Source organism: Vreelandella mediterranea, from assembly GCF_970647075.1.
On sequence record NZ_OZ310198.1, the window covers coordinates 505,462 to 524,679 of the forward strand.

The following is a 19,218-nucleotide window of genomic DNA, read 5'->3' on the forward strand; positions in this document are numbered from 1 at the left end:
TCGAGCCCAGCGCGAACAACCGGGTTAACGCCCCCCACCCAAGCACAGCCGTGATAAACTAGTGACCCCTTAAAACCGATGTTCAGGAGGCTTATATGGCCAGTGCCAGCGCCCGTCATATTCTGGTAAATAGCGAAGAGCAGTGCCTTGCCCTCAAACAAGAGATCGAAAACGGCCGCGATTTTGCTGAGGTTGCCAAGGAGCATTCGAGCTGCCCGTCCGGTCGCCAGGGCGGCGACCTGGGCACGTTCGGCCCGGGTCAAATGGTGCCGGAGTTCGATAAGGTCGTTTTCAGCGGCGAGCTCAATCAAGTCCATGGTCCGGTTCAAACCCAGTTTGGCTACCATCTGCTCGAAGTCACCAGCCGCAGTTAATCTGCCCTTGGGCGCTGGCGGTTCTCTTCCTCGTGCTTGCCAGTCGCCCTTGGCAGTCAAGCACCGCGGCCCGGCCGCGGTGTGAGGAGCACGCCTTGAACGACCCCATTATCTCTATCGAGGGCTTGAACAAAACCTACAGCGGTGGCTTTCAAGCGCTCAAGCACGTGGATCTCACTATCCAACGTGGCGAAATTTTTGCTCTGCTCGGCCCCAATGGCGCGGGCAAGACTACGCTCATTAGCCTGGTGTGCGGGCTGGTCAATCCAAGTGAAGGCCACGTGACCGTCGACGGTTTCGATAACGTCAAGCAGTACCGCCAGGCGCGTCAGCGCATCGGGTTGGTGCCTCAGGAACTCACCAACGAGGCTTTCGAGACGGTGTGGAACACGGTCAGTTTCAGCCGCGGCCTGTTCGGTAAGCCGCCAAGCCCGGCGCATATCGAAAAAGTGCTCAAGTCGCTAGCGCTATGGGACAAGCGCAACAACCGCTTGATTACCCTTTCCGGCGGTATGAAGCGCCGCGTACTCATCGCCAAGGCGCTCTCTCACGAGCCGCGCATTCTGTTTCTCGATGAACCCACCGCCGGTGTGGATGTCGAGCTTCGCCGCGACATGTGGGAGGTGGTGCGCGGGCTGCGCGATAACGGCGTGACCATCATTCTCACCACCCACTACATCGAAGAAGCCGAAGAGATGGCCGATCGCATCGGCGTGATTAATCATGGCGAAGTGGTGCTGGTGGAAGAGAAAGCGGCACTGATGAAAAAGCTCGGCAGCAAGCAGCTTACTTTAGAGCTGCACACCCCACTGGATACGCTGCCGCCCAGACTCGAGGGCGATACGCTGAGTTTGACCGACGCCGGCCAGACGCTGGTGTATACCTACGATGGGCATCAGGAAGAAGAAGGCCGCGGCGTGTCCGGCTTGTTGGCCGCCCTGAGCGAAGAGGGTATTCGTGTGAAGGACCTGCACACCCGGCAGAGTTCGCTTGAAGATATTTTCGTCGATTTGGTCAAGGAGCGCTCATGAATCTCTACCCCGTCCGTTCGATCTACATGGCGGAGATGGCGCGCACCCGGCGCACGCTTTTGCAAAGTATCGTCTCACCGGTCATTTCCACTTCGCTCTACTTTGTGGTGTTTGGCGCGGCGATCGGCTCGCGCATTAATGAAATCAACGGGGTCAGCTACGGCGCCTTCATCGTGCCCGGGTTGATCATGTTGATGCTGCTGACGCAAAGCGTTTCCAATGCGTCCTTCGGCATCTTCTTTCCCAAGTTCTCCGGCAGTATTTACGAGATTCTTTCCGCGCCCATTTCGTACCTGGAAGTGGTGGTGGGCTACGTGGGGGCCGCGGCGTCCAAGTCGATACTGCTGGGGCTGATCATTTTGGGCACCTCGAGCTTTTTCGTGCCGCTTCAGATCGCCCACCCGTTCTGGATGCTGACCTTTTTGGTGCTCACCGCCGTCACCTTCAGCCTGCTGGGGTTCATCATCGGCATCTGGGCCGATGGGTTCGACAAGCTCCAGCTGGTGCCGCTTTTGGTGATCACCCCGCTGACCTTTTTGGGCGGAAGTTTTTACTCTATCGACATGCTGCCGCCGTTTTGGCAAAGCGTGACGCTGGCAAACCCGGTGGTCTATCTGGTTAGCGGCTTTCGCTGGAGCTTTTACGGCATCAGCGACGTAAGTCTTGGGGCAAGCGTGGGTATGATTACGCTCTTTCTCGCCGCAAGCCTGGCCATGATCGGCTGGATTTTCCATACCGGCTACCGGCTGAAACCCTAAGCGTCTCAATTTTTGATCATTTAAAAGGCAAGATTCCCCTATGCCGCTTTTGCAAAGCATCGTGCACCGCCTGGAACCCACCCTGGACGGCGAGCGCCTGACCGTGACCACCGCGCCGGCCGTTGGCGAAAGTGACGACCCGGTGATGGCAAACCTGGTGGGTAAATTGAATGATACCTACAACACCAAGGCCAAGGGGTGGGGGCGCTTCGCTCTCGAGGGCGAGCAGGCCGGGCCGCTGGTGGCCTGGCTTGCCGCATACCTTAAAGGTGATCAGGACTTCATGGCATTCTCCACCGCCTTGACCGAGCGCCTGGCGCGCGAGCTGCAGGAGGCGCTTTCGGTGAGCGGGTATCTGGTGATCGCCCACCAGCGCCAGGGCGATACCGAAACGCTTTTCTTTGCGCTCGTGCATCAGCGCGAAGGCATCGGTATTAGCGAATCCCACCAGGCCGTGCCCGCCGCCCAGCTCAATACCCAGCAGCTCACCCTGGCCGCGCGGGTCAACATTACCCAGTGGCAGGGCGATGAGACCGCCAGCCAACAGTACGTCTCGTTTCTAAAGGATCGTGGCGCGAAGAAGCTGGCCGATGGCGTGGCGGCGGTGCTCGGCATGGAGGAGGGCATCGACGCGCCCGCCGAGACGCGCACGCTGCTCAAGGCCTTTAGTGACTTCGTCGAGCAGGAAGAATTCGACGAAGAGGCCAGCCGCGAAAAGACCGATACGCTGGTGGACTACGCCAACGAGCAGATGCGCCGCGGCGAGCCGATGACCCTGGAAGAACTCTCCGGGCTCGTCGACGAGCAGCAGCCCAAGGCGTTTTATGAGCACATTCGCAACGCCGACTACGGCCTTTCGCCGGAGATTCCGCCGGACAAGAAAACGCTGAGCCAGTTTCGCCGCTTTACCGGCCGCGCCGGTGGTGTCTCCATCAGCTTCGATTCGCACCTGCTAGGCTCCAGCATCGAGTACGACGAGGGCCAGGATCGGCTGATCATCAAGCAAGTGCCCAAACAGCTCAAAGAACAGCTTGCCAAGCGTAAGGAGTGAGCCATGCTCGACGCGATTCGTGATTTTTTTCAGGACGCGCTCGCCGAGCCCGAGCGGCGCGAAAACCAGCACCTGACACTGGAACTTGCCTCGGCGGCGCTACTTTGCGAAGTGATGCGCGCGGACTTCGAGCAAACCGATGCCGAGCGCCAAACGCTCAAGCAGATACTTATGGCCCGCTATCGGCTGGGAGATGCGGAAGTCACCGAGCTGATGGCGCTGGCGGATGCCGAAGTGGAGGAGGCGGTGGACCACTACCAGTTCGTAAGCCTCATCAAGGAGCACTACGACTACGCAAAGCGCTGCGACCTAGTGGCGCTGATGTGGCAACTGGCGTGGGCGGATGGCAGCATCGACCCGCAGGAAGAGCACCGCATTCGCCGCCTGGCGGATCTTCTGCACGTAAGCCACAGCGACTTCATTCGCAGTAAACTCGCCGCCGAGGAGCACCAACGCCCCCATGAGTGACGAATCCCCGGCCGCGAGCCTGACCGAACTGCTCGACGCCATGGCGCAAATGGAAGAGGAAAAGCGCCGCGTCAGTGTCGAGGACATTCTCGATGCCGTCGGGCGGCGCTCCTTTGGGCCGCTGCTGCTGGTGGCCGGCATCATTACCCTGGCGCCCGTCGTGGGGGATATTCCTGGCGTGCCTACGCTCATGGCGGTGCTGGTGCTTCTAACCTCGAGCCAATTGCTTTTGGGGCGCAAGGCCTTCTGGCTGCCGGGCATACTCTTGAACCGGTCGGTCTCGCGCAAAGGCTTCGATAAATCACTGGGGCTGATGCGCAAGCCTGCCAAGTGGGTCGACGGGCTTTTGGGCGTGCGCTTGGCCTGGATGAGCGGCTATATCGGTATGCGTGCCACGGCGCTTGCCTGCTTGTTGGTGGCACTGGCCATGCCACCGATGGAGTTCATTCCCTTCACCGCCAACGGTGCAGGGCTTGCGCTAACGCTCTTCGGCCTTGGGTTGGTGGCGAAGGACGGATTGGTACTCTCGCTTGGTTTTCTGATCACCGGCGCCACCTTCGCCGCTATCCTCATGTATCTGCTTTAACCCCCGCGCTGCGCTCGAGAGTTGAAGGGAGCGTTAGCGGTAGGTCAGCAGGTTCATCACCAGCCGGTTCAACTGCTGCTGAAACTGCCCGCCCGGTGAGGGAGGCGTGGGGTCGGAGGTGATCACCACGGTCATGTCACGCTCGGGAATGACGAATAGCGCTTGGCCGCCGTAGCCGCGCCCGTAATACACCGGCGTGGTGCCAAGGGTGGTGACGAACCAGCCAAGCCCATAGCCATCCCCGGTCCACTGGGAACTACCCCGCGGTGTCCAGGAGTCCTCTACCCAGCCTTCGGGCAGAATGCGTTCGCCGTTTACCACGCCGTCATTGCGGTAAAGCTCGCCGATTTCCACCAGCGCCCGGGGCGAGAGCTGCATGTCGTTGCCGCCAAAGTAGATACCCTGCGGGTCCTGCAACCAGCGGGGAATGGCAATGTTCAGCGGTTCGGCCAGAAGCCGCTGAGCAAGCTGGTAGGTCGACTCGCCGCTTGCGTAGGTGAGCGCGGCGGATACCAGATGGCTCGAGCCGGTAGAGTAGAGCATGCGCCCGCCGGGCTCATCCACAAAGGGCCGGGTCAGGGCATCCTCTACCCAGTTGGAGCTTGCCACCCAGGCGCTGTAGTTGCCGCCCGAGGTGCGCTCGAGCCCCGCCTGCATGGCGAGGAGGTTCTCGATGCTAATCTCGTTAACCTTCGGGTCTGCGCCTGGCGGCACACGGCTGCCTAAAAGCTCGACCAGTGGTTGGTCGATCGAGTCGATCACACCGGCCTGGATAGCGGCGCCGGTAATCGCTGCCAGTACGGTTTTGGAGAGCGACTTTACGTTCGCCGGGGTGGCGACCCCCGGCCCGCCCTGCTTAAATTCGTGAACGATCTCCCCCTCGACCGCGACCACGACCGTATGCAGGCGGCCAAGCGCGCTGGCTTGCTCATCCAGCACGTTAAATGCCTCTCTCGAAGGCGCTTCGGCTTGAGCGGTAAAAGGTAGCCCCATGGCCATCACCACCCCTAATCCCATTAACATTGCGCGCATTGGCACCCCTTTCGACGACGGCTTGACTGCTAAAAAGCGTAGAGTCTTCGACACGCTAGCGCACGTAAATTACGCAAAGAACCCAAAAGCCTGCTAGGATGTGGGTGTTGCCCCGATGGGGAAAGCAACCCGTTGATTTTTCTAAACGCAAAAAAGCAAGGAGCGCCGTTATGCGTAATATCATCTACATCGTGGGTCTGATAGTCGTCGTACTGTTTATTCTTTCGATGCTTGGCCTTCGTTAATTACAACGCCGTGCCAAACACAAACGCCCGCATTCGCGGGCGTTTTTGCGTTTAGAGCGCTTATTTTAAGAGGTTCGGGCTATCCCTAGGCGCAGTCCGCCGCCCCTTGGCCAAACATATCGAACATGATCTCGCGGCCCAGCGCCGTTAGCACAAAGCGCCCCGCTGCGTTGGTGGTGCCCGCCTCGCTTGCCTCGAGCGTTTTGCGACACCTTGCCCAGCCAGCGTTTTGCTCTTCCAGTACGGCCATCTCCCGCTTCGCCAGTCCGCAGCCGGGTAGTGTAATGGTTTCCAGCACGTATCCGTTCACATAGAGAAGCTCCGCCACGTTAAAAAGGCACCTACGCAGTTGCTCTCGGCTAAACGGGGCAGGGTTGGCAGTAAGGGTGTTGCCCTGGGCAAACATGAGGCTCTCCAGCAATGAACGCACAATACGCTGGCCAGTGTAAGTCACTCCCGGGTATTAGACCAAGGTCTAAATAAGACGGTGGTTCAACGAACGCTTTTTAGCGGATTCGTTGGGAAGCGGCGTAGCCCAAAACTTTCCAAACATTACAGAAAATAACCTTTTAATGAGTTAAAACAGGTCAAGAGCTAAAGAAAAAGCGCCGGATGCCGATATTCAATGCATCAACGCAGGCAAATTTTCAGGTCGCGCTGTCGAATGAGCGACACTACTTCCAAGAGGCACTAACTCATGGCTGCTATTACATCACTGGGCATCGGCTCCGGGCTCGATTTGAACGGGCTGCTGGACCAGCTTGAGACTGCTGAGCGAGCCAAGCTCACGCCCATCGCGCAACAGGTACAATCTGAACAAGCGACGGTTTCGGCTTACGGGACACTCAAGAGTGCGGTGGCCACTTTTCAGGATGCCACTGAGGCGCTCAACGACACAGCCACGTTCGAGAGCCTTACTACCAACGTCGACGGCGATGCCGTGACGGCGGTAGTTAGTAACGAAGCACAAGCCGGCAGGTACGAAGTTGAGGTCGATCAGTTAGCAACGGCTGGAAGTTTCGTCACGGAGCGTTTGGGTTCCTCCGATGAAAGCATCGTCAGTGGTGAGCAAACACTAACTTTCGATGTGGCTAAAGGCGATATGGCCCCCATAACCATTGCCGACGGCAGTTCGCTGCAAGACATTCGCGACGCCATCAATGAACAAGGCGGTGGTCAGGTAACGGCTTCCATCATCGATGACGGCCAAGGGTATCGGCTATCGGTCATGGCGAGTGAAACGGGAGCCGACGCCAGCATCGAAAGCTCCAACTTCTCCTCCGTTCTATCCGAAGCAGCCGTGACGTCGGACACCCAGGTGATTCAAGCAGGGCAGGATGCGGCCTTCAATGTGAATGGCATCGACATCGTAAGCAGCTCCAACCAGGTCGAAGAAGCCATTCAGGGCATGACCCTGAATCTCACCGAAGCGGGCGCCTCGAGTACCATTAGCGTCGAACAGGATGACGAAGCGTTGCGGAAAAACGTTGATGCCTTCGTTGAAGGCTTCAACTCGCTCAAGGATACCTTGACGCGCTTGACCAGTTTCGACGCCGAAACCGGTCAATCAGCAGGTCTGAACGCCGACGCCACTACGCGGGCGGTTGAACGGGATCTGCGTTCTGCTATTAGCAGCGTAGTGGGCGGCGATGGCTTTAGCGTGCTTTCTGACATCGGCATTTCACTGCAAACCGATGGTAAGCTTAAAATCGATGATGACAAGCTGGACAACGTCATCGCGACGGAGCCCGATACGCTTGCCAACTTTTTTGCCGGCAGCAGCGATGACACGGGTATGGCCGGGCAAATCAATGCCTCTCTCGAGCGCATCGTGGGCGACGGAGGACGCCTGGATACGGCTGAAAGCAACGCTGAAAGCCGTGTTGGAACGTTAGAAAATCGTTTCGCCCGCACCGAGGAGCGCATCGATCAGACTATCGCGCGCTTTCGCGCCCAGTTTCAGGCAATGGATAGCATGGTGGCGCAGATGAACCAGACCAGCAGTTACCTGAGCGAGCAGTTGGGAATGCTGGGCCAGAACAACCAGTCGTGATCGCCAAGCGATACTCGTGAGACAGGAAATGCCCGGCACTTGCCGGGCATTTTTACAGGACTTTAAGAATCTTAGCCGCTAAAGTTCGTCGTTTATCAGCCGATAGAGTATTTAACTGTACTTCTCTACTACTTACTAGAGGACTAACCTCATGGCGTCTATTACGGCATTGGGTGTGGGGTCTGGGTTGGATTTGTCGGGCTTGGTGGATCAGCTCAAGGCGGCCGAACGCCAAAAGCTCGTTCCCATCCTTGAGCAGAAAAGCGCTCAGCAAACCAAGATTTCTGCTTATGGGCGCCTGGAATCCGCAATGGATAGGGTGCAGAACTCTATTACGGCGTTGAACGATGCCGCTACTTTCAATCAGCAAAAAAGTACGGTAACGGGAGAAGGCGTACTGGCGACGGCGAACGAAAAAGCCAATCCAGGTCGCTATGAGGTGACGGTTTCCCAGCTGGCGCGCGGCGGCAGCGCTGCGTCCAATAGCGTGTCATTGGACCAGGAGCTTACGGCAACCGATACGAAATTGATGCTGAATTTCGGAGCTGGCGATACGCAAAAAACTTACGGCGTCGATATTAAAGCAGGCAGTACCCTGGCTGAGGTGCGTGATCAGATCAATGCGGATAAAGAGTCTGGCGTTACGGCTTCGCTCATCAATGATGGTAAAGGGTATCGCCTGGCGCTGAGCTCCAAGGAAACGGGCAAAGAGGCTTCGCTGACAGGGTTTTCAGGGCTGACCTCCCTTTCGATGGACCCCACCACGCTACGTGCTGGCCAGGATGCCGAGTTGAATGTCAACGGCATCGCGATTACGAGTAAAAGCAATCGGGTAGAAGAGGCTATCCAGGGAGTAACGCTCAACCTGACCGCTGCCTCCCCGACCCCGTCCACGCTTGTAATCGAGCGTGATGAGGCGTCACTGAAAGAAGCCATCAATGCCTTCGTTAGCAACTATAACGAAATGAAGTCCACCGTTGGCCGTATGACCGAATTCAAGGGCGTAGGTAATACATCGGGCGATTTAGTGGGCGACCGTACCGTTCGTACTATCGAAAACCGCCTGCGTCAGGATGTAACGGGCAACTTTGGAACGGGCGATATAACGCGGCTTGCTCAAATGGGTATCGACATCGACAAGCAGGGCCGCCTCCAGGTCGATGAAGCCAAACTGGATGAAGCAATTGCCAATAACTCCGAGGGTTTGGCTGCCTTTTTTGCAGGTGACACGAAAGAAGGCGGCTTTGCAGGGAAGATAAGTTCGACGCTCAAGGACATAACCGGGGATGACGGCATCATCAAGAGCTCCATCGGCAGTGCTGAGCTGCGAATAGAGAGCCTGGACCAGCGCAAGCTGCGTATGGAAGCCAGCATCGAGCGAAGCACTGAGCGCTACCGTAAGCAGTTCGGCCAGTTGGACGGCATGCTCGCCCAGATGAACTCCATGAGCAGCTACCTCTCTCAGCAGTTCGATATGATGAGCGCCATGCAGAAGAAGTAGGTCGTATTTTCCTGGCTGGGTCAGAACGCTTTTGACGTAACAGCCATCAACGCAAGTGACGGGGCCGAAAGGCCCCGTTTGCCGTTTGAGGATGCAACGACTTTTTTTATAAAAAAGTGCAAAAGAGTTAAAGAAGTGGGGCGACAGGCCGTTAATTATAATAACGGCGATGCAAGTGCCGATTCATAGGCCTCTCCCGGGCCACTAAACACCGAGGATTAAATTCATGTCTGTTATCAACACCAACATCACTTCCATGATCGGCCAGAACAACCTGAGCAAGTCCCAGGGCATGCTGGCTCAGGCGCAAGAGCGTCTCTCTTCCGGCCTTCGTATCAACAGCGCTTCCGACGATGCGGCTGGCCAGGCCATTGCCAACAAAATGACTGCCCAAATCAAGGGCATGGATCAGGCGAGCCGTAACGCCAGTGATGGTATCTCATTGGTACAGACCATGGAAGGCGGTCTGGATCAGGTTAACGATAACCTTCAGCGTATTCGCGAACTGGCAGTACAGGGTGCCAACGACACCAACACCGCTGATGACCGCGCCGCCATCACTACCGAGATCAACGAGCGCCTGGCAGAAATCGATCGTGTTGCGGGCAGCAACAACTTCAACGGTACTAATCTGCTAAACGTAGCTAGCGGTGCCGGTGCCGCGCTAAGTATCCAGGTAGGTTCTAATACTAACGTAGAGGACGTTATTACAGTTCAACGAATCGATGCTACCGTTAGTGGTCTTGGTTTGGAAACAGCGGCAGGATCTGGTGCTGCTGCAGTAGCTGGTGGGGAATTTAACGTTGCCAATGCTTCTGGTGGAGCTACTCACGCTGAGTTCCAGACAATGATCGATGCCGTGGATGCGGCTACCAAATCTCTGGATACCAACCGCGCAACATTGGGTGCCACGCTGAACCGTTTCGACTCGGTGATTGACAACCTGGCGACCACCACCACCAACCTGTCCGAAGCGCGTTCACGTATCGAAGATGCGGACTACGCGGTGGAAGTGTCCAACATGACGCGTGCCAACATCCTGCAGCAGGCCGGTACCTCCATGCTGGCCCAGGCCAACCAGACTCCGCAGTCCGTACTGTCTCTGCTGGGCTAATAGTACGCTAGCGCTAAATCATGACGGGGCCAATAGGCCCCGTTTTTTGGTTTTTTAACCCGCAATTTTTGTTAATTGAGTTTTTTGAAAATCGCCGCATGGCGGGAGCTTAAGCGCGATGGCTTGGGTGTTGAGTGGCTAATGTTACTTTCCCTTACATAAAAAACGTATTGTTTTCTAAAGACTTTGTACGAGCAGCCGTTACCAAGGGGTAGCGGCATGACAAACGTCGCAAAGTTGGCCCGCTGGCCAGTTATACTTCCAGGAGAAAATACTCATGTCTGTAATCAATACGAATATCACCTCCATGATCGGCCAGAACAACCTGAGCTCTTCGCAGAGCATGCTGGCTCAGGCGCAAGAACGTCTCTCCTCTGGTCTGCGCATCAACAGCGCTTCTGACGATGCCGCTGGTCAGGCCATCGCCAACAAAATGACCGCGCAAATCGATGGTATGAGCCAGGCAAGCCGTAACGCCAGCGACGGTATCTCGCTGGTACAGACCATGGAAGGCGGTCTCGACCAGGTGAACGACAACCTGCAGCGTATTCGTGAGCTGGCAGTACAGGGTGCCAATGACACCAATACTCAAGAAGACCGCGCGGCGATTGCCACTGAAATTAACGAACGTATCGAAGAAATTGATCGCGTTGCGGGTAGCACAAACTTTAACGGCACCAACTTACTGGCGAGTGGTGGTGGTGCTGACCTGAATATCCAGGTTGGCGCGAACACTTCCGGAAACGACACTATTGAAGTCTCCGTTTTTGACGCCACCAGCGAAAACCTGGGCGTAAGTGGGTCGGCGGCTACTATTTCCACGAATGCTGCTTCGGGTGGCTCCGGCGCCACTAACGAAAATTTCCAAGACCTGATCGACGATATTGATGATGCAGTAGAGACGCTTGATACCCAACGTGCGACGCTAGGTGCAACACTCAACCGCTTCGACTCGGTCATCGACAACCTGGCGACTACCGAAACCAATCTTTCCGAAGCGCGCTCGCGCATCGAAGATGCCGACTACGCGAAAGAAGTCTCCAATATGACCCGCGCCAACATTCTGCAACAGGCGGGTACGTCTATGCTTGCACAGGCGAATCAGACCCCGCAGTCCGTGCTGTCTCTGCTGGGCTAATAGTGCACTATTTGTAGCACTTAATAACGACGGGGCCACAAGGCCCCGTTTTTTATATTTTAGGTTAGGTAAAACCTTTTTTATCAATATCTTGTTGTTATTATTTTCCCTGCTTTTAAGCGTCACGCGTTCTCGAGAAAGATTTTTCAAAAAAATGAGCTATCGGCTAAAGAACTCGGTCGTACGGCCGTTAATTATAGTAACGGCGATGCAAGCGCCGATTTCCCGGCCCTTCCCAGGCCACTAAACACCGAGGATTGCTTCCATGTCCGTTATCAATACCAACATCACTTCCATGATCGGCCAGAACAACCTGAACAAGTCCCAGGGCATGCTGGCCCAGGCTCAGGAACGTCTTTCATCCGGTCTGCGCATCAACAGCGCCAAGGACGATGCCGCGGGTCAGGCCATCGCCAACAAAATGACCGCCCAAATCAAGGGCATGGATCAGGCGAGCCGTAACGCGAGCGATGGTATCTCGCTGGTACAAACCATGGAAGGCGGTCTGGATCAGGTTAACGATAACCTTCAGCGTATTCGCGAACTGGCAGTACAGGGTGCCAACGACACCAACACTGCTGATGACCGCGCCGCCATCACTACCGAGATCAACGAGCGCCTGGCAGAAATCGATCGTGTTGCGGGCAGCAACAACTTCAACGGTACTAATCTGCTAAACGTAGCTAGCGGTGCCGGTTCCGCGCTAAGTATCCAGGTAGGTTCTAATACTAACGCAGAGGACGTTATTACAGTTCAACGAATCGATGCTACCGTTAGTGGTCTTGGTTTGGAAACAGCGGCAGGATCTGGTGCTGCTGCAGTAGCTGGTGGGGAATTTAACGTTGCCAATGCTTCTGGTGGAGCTACTCACGCTGAGTTCCAGACAATGATCGATGCCGTGGATGCGGCTACCAAATCTCTGGATACCAACCGCGCAACATTGGGTGCCACGCTGAACCGTTTCGACTCGGTGATCGACAACCTGGCGACCACCACCACCAACCTGTCCGAAGCGCGTTCACGTATCGAAGATGCGGACTACGCGGTGGAAGTGTCCAACATGACCCGTGCCAACATCCTGCAGCAGGCCGGTACGTCCATGCTGGCCCAGGCCAACCAGACCCCGCAGTCCGTACTGTCTCTGCTGGGCTAATAAAGCAGTATCAGTAGCGTTTAACAATGACGGGGCCAATAGGCCCCGTTTTACGTTTAAGCCCCATACTGATGCTGAATGGTTTAAGTGTGGAAACGAGTCGCCGTAGCTTTGTACCGTCCTGGGATTCAACTGCTTGCACAGGATGGTTTATTTCTAAAAAGAGGTATTATTTTCTAAAGAATCCGGGCATACAGCCGTTAATTATAGTAACGGCGATGCTAACGCCGATTTCCCGGCCCCTCCCAGGCCACTAAACACCGAGGATTACCCCATGTCCGTTATCAACACCAACATCACTTCCATGATCGGCCAGAACAACCTGAGCAAGTCCCAGGGCATGCTGGCTCAGGCGCAAGAGCGTCTCTCTTCCGGCCTTCGTATCAACAGCGCTTCTGACGATGCGGCTGGCCAGGCCATTGCCAACAAAATGACTGCCCAAATCAAGGGCATGGATCAGGCGAGCCGTAACGCCAGTGATGGTATCTCATTGGTACAGACCATGGAAGGCGGTCTGGATCAGGTTAACGATAACCTTCAGCGTATTCGCGAACTGGCAGTACAGGGTGCCAACGACACCAACACCGCTGATGACCGCGCCGCCATCACTACCGAGATCAACGAGCGCCTGGCAGAAATCGATCGTGTTGCGGGCAGCAACAACTTCAACGGTACTAATCTGCTAAACGTAGCTAGCGGTGCCGGTGCCGCGCTAAGTATCCAGGTAGGTTCTAATACTAACGTAGAGGACGTTATTACAGTTCAACGAATCGATGCTACCGTTAGTGGTCTTGGTTTGGAAACAGCGGCAGGATCTGGTGCTGCTGCAGTAGCTGGTGGGGAATTTAACGTTGCCAATGCTTCTGGTGGAGCTACTCACGCTGAGTTCCAGACAATGATCGATGCCGTGGATGCGGCTACCAAATCTCTGGATACCAACCGCGCAACATTGGGTGCTACGCTGAACCGTTTCGACTCGGTGATCGACAACCTGGCGACCACCACCACCAACCTGTCCGAAGCACGTTCACGTATCGAAGATGCGGACTACGCGGTGGAAGTGTCCAACATGACCCGTGCCAACATCCTGCAGCAGGCCGGTACGTCCATGCTGGCCCAGGCCAACCAGACTCCGCAGTCCGTACTGTCTCTGCTGGGCTAATAAAGCAGTATCAGTAGCGTTTAACAATGACGGGGCCAATAGGCCCCGTTTTACGTTTAAGACCCATACTGATGCTGAATGGTTTAAGTGTGGAAACGAGTCGCCGTAGCTTTGTACCGTCCTGGGATTCAACTGCTTGCACAGGATGGTTTATTTCTAAAAAGAGGTATTATTTTCTAAAGAATCCGGGCATACAGCCGTTAATTATAGTAACGGCGATGCTAACGCCGATTTCCCGGCCCCTCCCAGGCCACTAAACACCGAGGATTACCCCATGTCCGTTATCAACACCAACATCACTTCCATGATCGGCCAGAACAACCTGAGCAAGTCCCAGGGCATGCTGGCTCAGGCGCAAGAGCGTCTCTCTTCCGGCCTTCGTATCAACAGCGCTTCTGACGATGCGGCTGGCCAGGCCATTGCCAACAAAATGACTGCCCAAATCAAGGGCATGGATCAGGCGAGCCGTAACGCCAGTGATGGTATCTCACTGGTACAGACCATGGAAGGCGGTCTGGATCAGGTTAACGATAACCTTCAGCGTATTCGCGAACTGGCAGTACAGGGTGCCAACGACACCAACACCGCTGATGACCGCGCCGCCATCACTACCGAGATCAACGAGCGCCTGGCAGAAATCGATCGTGTTGCGGGCAGCAACAACTTCAACGGTACTAATCTGCTAAACGTAGCTAGCGGTGCCGGTGCCGCGCTAAGTATCCAGGTAGGTTCTAATACTAACGTAGAGGACGTTATTACAGTTCAACGAATCGATGCTACCGTTAGTGGTCTTGGTTTGGAAACAGCGGCAGGATCTGGTGCTGCTGCAGTAGCTGGTGGGGAATTTAACGTTGCCAATGCTTCTGGTGGAGCTACTCACGCTGAGTTCCAGACAATGATCGATGCCGTGGATGCGGCTACCAAATCTCTGGATACCAACCGCGCAACATTGGGTGCCACGCTGAACCGTTTCGACTCGGTGATCGACAACCTGGCGACCACCACCACCAACCTGTCCGAAGCGCGTTCACGTATCGAAGATGCGGACTACGCGGTGGAAGTGTCCAACATGACCCGTGCCAACATCCTGCAGCAGGCCGGTACGTCCATGCTGGCCCAGGCCAACCAGACCCCGCAGTCCGTACTGTCTCTGCTGGGCTAATAAAGCAGTATCAGTAGCGTTTAACAATGACGGGGCCAATAGGCCCCGTTTTTGTTTTGCTTTTTGGAAAGTAAGCTTCTTACTTGCTTTAAATACTGAAAACACTGGGGGTGACGGCTTTCTCGGTTGGTCCATGCTCCAGGTAGCGATTGCCAGAATACCTGCTTAAACATGGGCGCATTCGCGCCTTTGCCTTCCTTATTAGCAACGTAAACTAGCTATATAATCACTACTGCTATGCGAGTCGTTTAATGGCCAAGCAAAAAACTGCACCTGTTTCAGAAAAACGCAAGCCTCGCCTTCTCTGGGCCAACCCTTTCTGCCTGTTGGATACGTCCAGCGGTGCCAGTATGACCGTACGGCAAATGTTGCTGCAGCTAGTGGCCAGCGGTTATGAAGTGCAGATACTAGGCGCAACGGTGTTTGATAACCCCAAGGGCATGGGGCTTCTCAAGGAGCAGTTTCCCGATCTGAGTACACCTCTGCACCAACTGATCGAAGCGGAAGATGGGCCACTGACGCATCAATTAGTTGTGAGTTACAGCCATAATCGCAATCACTTTACCACCCACGAAGAGGGGCTTTGGTATAGCCAGTACCTGTACCTGCTCGACTCTTTCAAGCCGGATATCGTCTGGTTCTACGGCGGCCAAACCGTCGACATGCTCATTGCCGACGAGGCTCGGGACCGCGGTGTCCCGGTGGCTTTCTATCTGGCCAACGGCCACTACAAGTCGCCACGCTGGTGTCGCGATATCGACTTGATTCTCACCGATAGTCAGGCCACGGCGGATATGTACCGTAAGGACGTGGGCTTTGCCGCCAAGCCGGTAGGTAAGTTCATTGCCGCGGACCGCTTCATCGCCAAAGAGCACGAGCGCAAGCGGCTGCTATTCGTGAATCCTAGCTGGCAAAAAGGCGCTAGCGTGTTCGTGCAGCTAGCCGAAAAGCTGGAGCGAGAGCGGCCCGATATCGAGCTAGAGGTAGTGGAAGCGCGTGCTGACTGGACAAGCGTTCTGCGCGAAACAACCCATCGAATGGGGCAGCAGCGTAACTCTTTAAGCAATGTGACCGTGACGGCCAATACCGCCGATATGCGAGGGCCCTACAGCCGGGCACGTGTGCTGGCAGCCCCCAGCCTCTGGTGGGAAAGCTCGGGGCGCGTACTGGCCGAGGCCATGCTCAATGGCATACCGGCGCTTATTACCAACCGGGGTGGCATGCCCGAAATGGTGGGTGAGGCAGGTATTGCTTTTGATTTTCCAGCACAGTGTTACGAAGAGCCTTACCAGCAGCTGTTGAGCGAGGAGGAGCTTCAGCCGCTTTTCGACGCGGCCGTGGCCTTTTTCGATGATGAAGCACTTTACCAGGACTACGTAGCGCGGGCGTTCAGTGTAGGGGAAGAGAAGCACCATATAAATCGCGCGACCGAACGGCTGCTCGATGCCTTAACCCCCTTGGCGCGTGATCGCGCAGGCAATAAAGACTTTTCAATTAGCCAGAAAAAACGCCATCGTCAGCGCTTGCCCAGTGTAGCCAACAAGCCTGAGCTGAAAGTTGATCGTTCTTTGGAGCAGTTGCTTACTAACAAAGCGGGTAGCGGCGAAGAGGGCGTATCAAAGGTTCCCCGCCTACACCTCACGGAAGACTTTACCTGGCAGTTCAAGGGTAAAATTATCGTACTCGATAACCGCGCCAGCTTGATCAAAAGTGGTCTGGCCGATCAGATGGCCGCAACGAGCGCTTTTGGCATCGTAGCCTTTGATCCTGCCAGCGAAGTAAAGAATGCCAAGCAGTACGAAGGCAGCGATACGATCCAGATTTTCCAGCATGCCTTATTGGGCGATGGCAACGCAGCCACGCTCAATGCCTGCGTTGCCCCGGAAATGACCAGCACGCTAAAGCCAATGCCCGCCGAACAGCTTCCCGAGCGCCACCACTTGGGGACACAGCTATTGGCGGAATTGCCCATCAATTCGGTTGCTCTGGACAGCATTACCGGTCTGGAAAGCCTTGACTGGCTGATTCTGGATGAACTTAGCGATGCCATGGCAGTGCTCGAGAATGGTAAAGAAGCGCTCGAACATACATTGCTCATCCAAGCACGCATTCCCTTCCAGCTAACACACGAAAAGCAGCCGAGCCTGGCCGAACTCCAGCATTGGGCGATCCGCAACGGCTTCCGCTTCTATCGTTTTCATAACATTCGCCATTATAGCCACTTGCCCGAGAAACTAAATGAGCGTTCTCCATGCGCCAGTGAGCAAGAAAGTGCAGATGTTCTTTTTATACCTAATCACCAGCGCATGGCAGCGCTGACTGATGATCGAAAAAATAAGCTTGCCTTTATTTTGAGTGCCGGTTTTGCAGCGCACGATATGGCCTTTGAGTTGATGGCGGATAGTGGTCAAGATAATGCAATGGGTTTCTTGGAGTCGCTAGGCTTTTTGCCAAAGCAAAATAGCGACGATGATCAGAAAGCAAAAGCGTCTTTAGAAAAGAATGAAATTAAAACCGAAGAAGCTTCGGCTGAAAATGATAACGCTATTGCGCTCTCTCAAAAAGACGGAGTAAAGCCAAATGGACGTTCCGTCGAGAGAGATTTAAACCGTGTTTTGAAAAAGATCAAAAAAATCGACTTCAACGAGAACTTGGCAAGTGATGTCGTGAAGTTGGCCGACGATTTGGTTGTTGTTGAGGGGCAAAGAGTTATTAATGAAATTGTTAAAAAAATAGAAGTTTCGTTTAAAGAAAAGCCGGATAGCATACCTCTTTTTTACCTTTTAACCAATGCATTGATGAATGCGGACGCGCCGGTAGCAGAAGGAAAGTTATCGACGATTGTCGAAAAGAGGTTAGAAAGTATTGGTTGGAGCGCCAAATCCCGCCTTTATTCATGGTGGGTAAGTAATGTTGAATATAAAAGTGAAGAGTATGCAGAGAGTTCTATATCAGTAGTGGTTATATGTAATAAATACAAGCAGGAAACACGAGATAATCTGATAGAACTCTGTCGGCAAACTAGAGGGATCGGTGATGTTGTTTTTGTTAATAATGGCGATAGGAGCCAAGAAATAGCAAGGCTCAAGGATTATGCTGATGTCTTCATCGAGCTGAAAGGCAATAGTGGGGCATATTTGGCTCGGAATATTGGAGCCGCATTTTCTAACGGAAATGTTATCGCCTTCATAGATGATGATGGATTACCCGAACCCGGTATGATTAATGCACACCTCGAGGCGCACTCTAACTATACGTTGGACTCTGTGCGCGGGAGCTATCTTCCTAAAAACAAGGACGAGACCCCGCCTCCCCACTACCACTTGGGTGAAAAACCTGTTGTGGCAATTAACTCATTGGAAGGCAATTGCTCATACAGGAAAGATATTTTTCTGAAAATGGGAGGGTGGGGTGATTATATTTTATTCGGCCATGGTGGACCCGAGCTTTACGTAAGAATGATTGAACAAGGCAGTAAGAATCATAATCATGTATATATACCCAACTGTATATTGAGACACAATTATTTTCGTGGTGAAAAACATGCAGTCAGTAAAAAGAGAAAGCAGGCTGAGTCCGCTTTTATCTTATACGCTAGAGATAAAAAAATAGCCCCGATGGTGTCTGGCTTTTTGAAAAAAAATGAAAATTTAGATAAGGATATAAAAGTAAGTAGTTATTCTCAATATGGGGAAGATCTTGCTATAGCTGAAATTTTGAAGCCAGAAAATAGATCTGGTGTGTATGTAGATGTTGGTGCCTTTCATCCTACAAAATATTCTAATACAGCACTTCTTCACTCTTATGGATGGTGCGGCATAAATGTTGATGCTTCTGAGGCCTCTATTTCTTTGTTTGAGAAAGCTAGGCCAGAGGATATAAATATTTGCTGTGTTGTTTCAGAGCAGTATGGCTATTTAACTTTTTATGAGTCTCAGCGTGGTACTGTAAGTACACTTTCAAAAAAACATCGTGATAAATGGATGTCAAGGGGGGAGCCTTATAAGGAGGTTAGAGTTAAGTCCAAAAAACTGGTTGAGATTTTTAGCTGTTTGAATGGTCGTAGAATAGATTATTTAAATATTGATGTGGAAGATGCTGAAATGGGAGTTCTTTTGTCAAATGATTGGTCTGAATTTAAGCCTAGTCTGATAACAATAGAGGTCCATGATTTGGATGTTAGTGATATAGAGAAGAACGAAGTTTGTGAGTTTTTGCTGGATAAGGGATATGAGTTTAACCGTTATGTAAAGCCTACAGCTTTTTTTATATTAAAAGTGTGAGGTAGGTATGAATTTGGATTCATAGAATAACTGCAGAACTTTGGATTACACAGTAGAGAAAGGAGGGCCAGTGCCAGTACCCTCTTGACTTTACCGACCAAAGTGAA

Annotated in this window: 16 protein-coding genes; 14 read left to right on the forward strand and 2 right to left on the reverse strand. The window is 53.9% G+C overall.

Translation table 11 applies throughout. The features are described from left to right. The first annotated feature begins 95 nt into the window (after positions 1 to 95). From ACWFVE_RS02430 to ACWFVE_RS02455, 6 genes are all read left to right on the forward strand, one after another. On the forward strand, positions 96 to 374 hold the full coding sequence (locus ACWFVE_RS02430; RefSeq protein WP_447527704.1) for a peptidylprolyl isomerase: 279 nt from the start codon (positions 96 to 98) through the stop codon (positions 372 to 374). 95 nt (positions 375 to 469) lie between these two features. After that, positions 470 to 1,405, forward strand: coding sequence for an ABC transporter ATP-binding protein (locus ACWFVE_RS02435; protein WP_447527705.1), 936 nt, complete (start codon positions 470 to 472; stop codon positions 1,403 to 1,405). Next, positions 1,402 to 2,163, forward strand: coding sequence for an ABC transporter permease (locus tag ACWFVE_RS02440; RefSeq protein WP_447527706.1), 762 nt, complete (start codon positions 1,402 to 1,404; stop codon positions 2,161 to 2,163). Before ACWFVE_RS02435 ends, ACWFVE_RS02440 begins: the two co-directional genes overlap by 4 nt. Before the next feature lie 40 nt (positions 2,164 to 2,203). After that, on the forward strand, positions 2,204 to 3,214 hold the full coding sequence (locus ACWFVE_RS02445; RefSeq protein WP_447527707.1) for a nucleoid-associated protein: 1,011 nt from the start codon (positions 2,204 to 2,206) through the stop codon (positions 3,212 to 3,214). Positions 3,215 to 3,217: 3 nt separating this feature from the next. Next, positions 3,218 to 3,682: a tellurite resistance TerB family protein gene (locus ACWFVE_RS02450; RefSeq protein WP_447527708.1), complete on the forward strand. Its 465-nt coding sequence runs from the start codon at positions 3,218 to 3,220 to the stop codon at positions 3,680 to 3,682. Further along, positions 3,675 to 4,268, forward strand: coding sequence for an exopolysaccharide biosynthesis protein (locus ACWFVE_RS02455; protein WP_447527709.1), 594 nt, complete (start codon positions 3,675 to 3,677; stop codon positions 4,266 to 4,268). Before ACWFVE_RS02450 ends, ACWFVE_RS02455 begins: the two co-directional genes overlap by 8 nt. 33 nt (positions 4,269 to 4,301) lie before the next feature. On the opposite strand, the gene ACWFVE_RS02460 is transcribed toward ACWFVE_RS02455, so the two are convergent. Then, positions 4,302 to 5,300: a serine hydrolase domain-containing protein gene (locus ACWFVE_RS02460; RefSeq protein WP_447527710.1), complete on the reverse strand. Its 999-nt coding sequence runs from the start codon at positions 5,298 to 5,300 to the stop codon at positions 4,302 to 4,304. A 330-nt stretch (positions 5,301 to 5,630) separates the two neighbouring features. Then, positions 5,631 to 5,951: a hypothetical protein gene (locus ACWFVE_RS02465; protein WP_447527711.1), complete on the reverse strand. Its 321-nt coding sequence runs from the start codon at positions 5,949 to 5,951 to the stop codon at positions 5,631 to 5,633. A gap of 291 nt (positions 5,952 to 6,242) precedes the next feature. Between ACWFVE_RS02465 and fliD (ACWFVE_RS02470) the strand changes: the two genes are divergently transcribed. The 8 genes from fliD (ACWFVE_RS02470) to ACWFVE_RS02505 all read left to right on the forward strand — a co-directional run bounded on the left by fliD (ACWFVE_RS02470) (position 6,243) and on the right by ACWFVE_RS02505 (position 19,111). Then, a complete protein-coding gene (fliD, locus tag ACWFVE_RS02470; RefSeq protein ID WP_447527712.1) occupies positions 6,243 to 7,598 on the forward strand; it encodes a flagellar filament capping protein FliD in 1,356 nt (451 codons plus the stop codon). A 151-nt stretch (positions 7,599 to 7,749) separates the two neighbouring features. Further along, positions 7,750 to 9,099 (forward strand): flagellar filament capping protein FliD, encoded by a 1,350-nt coding sequence (gene fliD / locus ACWFVE_RS02475; RefSeq protein ID WP_447527713.1) that lies wholly within the window; start codon positions 7,750 to 7,752, stop codon positions 9,097 to 9,099. Between the two features lie 226 nt (positions 9,100 to 9,325). Further along, complete coding sequence (locus ACWFVE_RS02480; protein WP_447527714.1) at positions 9,326 to 10,213, forward strand: flagellin N-terminal helical domain-containing protein; 888 nt, start codon at positions 9,326 to 9,328, stop codon at positions 10,211 to 10,213. Positions 10,214 to 10,490: 277 nt separating this feature from the next. Then, entirely contained in the window at positions 10,491 to 11,351 is an 861-nt protein-coding gene (locus ACWFVE_RS02485) for a flagellin N-terminal helical domain-containing protein (protein ID WP_447527715.1), read from the forward strand. Between the two features lie 265 nt (positions 11,352 to 11,616). Further along, positions 11,617 to 12,504 (forward strand): flagellin N-terminal helical domain-containing protein, encoded by an 888-nt coding sequence (locus tag ACWFVE_RS02490; RefSeq protein WP_447527716.1) that lies wholly within the window; start codon positions 11,617 to 11,619, stop codon positions 12,502 to 12,504. Positions 12,505 to 12,778: 274 nt separating this feature from the next. Next, the gene (locus ACWFVE_RS02495) at positions 12,779 to 13,666 is read left to right on the forward strand and encodes a flagellin N-terminal helical domain-containing protein (RefSeq protein ID WP_447527714.1); all 888 of its coding nucleotides are present in this window, start codon (positions 12,779 to 12,781) and stop codon (positions 13,664 to 13,666) included. 274 nt (positions 13,667 to 13,940) lie between these two features. Further along, complete coding sequence (locus tag ACWFVE_RS02500; protein WP_447527714.1) at positions 13,941 to 14,828, forward strand: flagellin N-terminal helical domain-containing protein; 888 nt, start codon at positions 13,941 to 13,943, stop codon at positions 14,826 to 14,828. 251 nt (positions 14,829 to 15,079) lie between these two features. Next, the gene (locus ACWFVE_RS02505) at positions 15,080 to 19,111 is read left to right on the forward strand and encodes an FkbM family methyltransferase (protein WP_447527717.1); all 4,032 of its coding nucleotides are present in this window, start codon (positions 15,080 to 15,082) and stop codon (positions 19,109 to 19,111) included. Positions 19,112 to 19,218 lie beyond the last annotated feature (107 nt).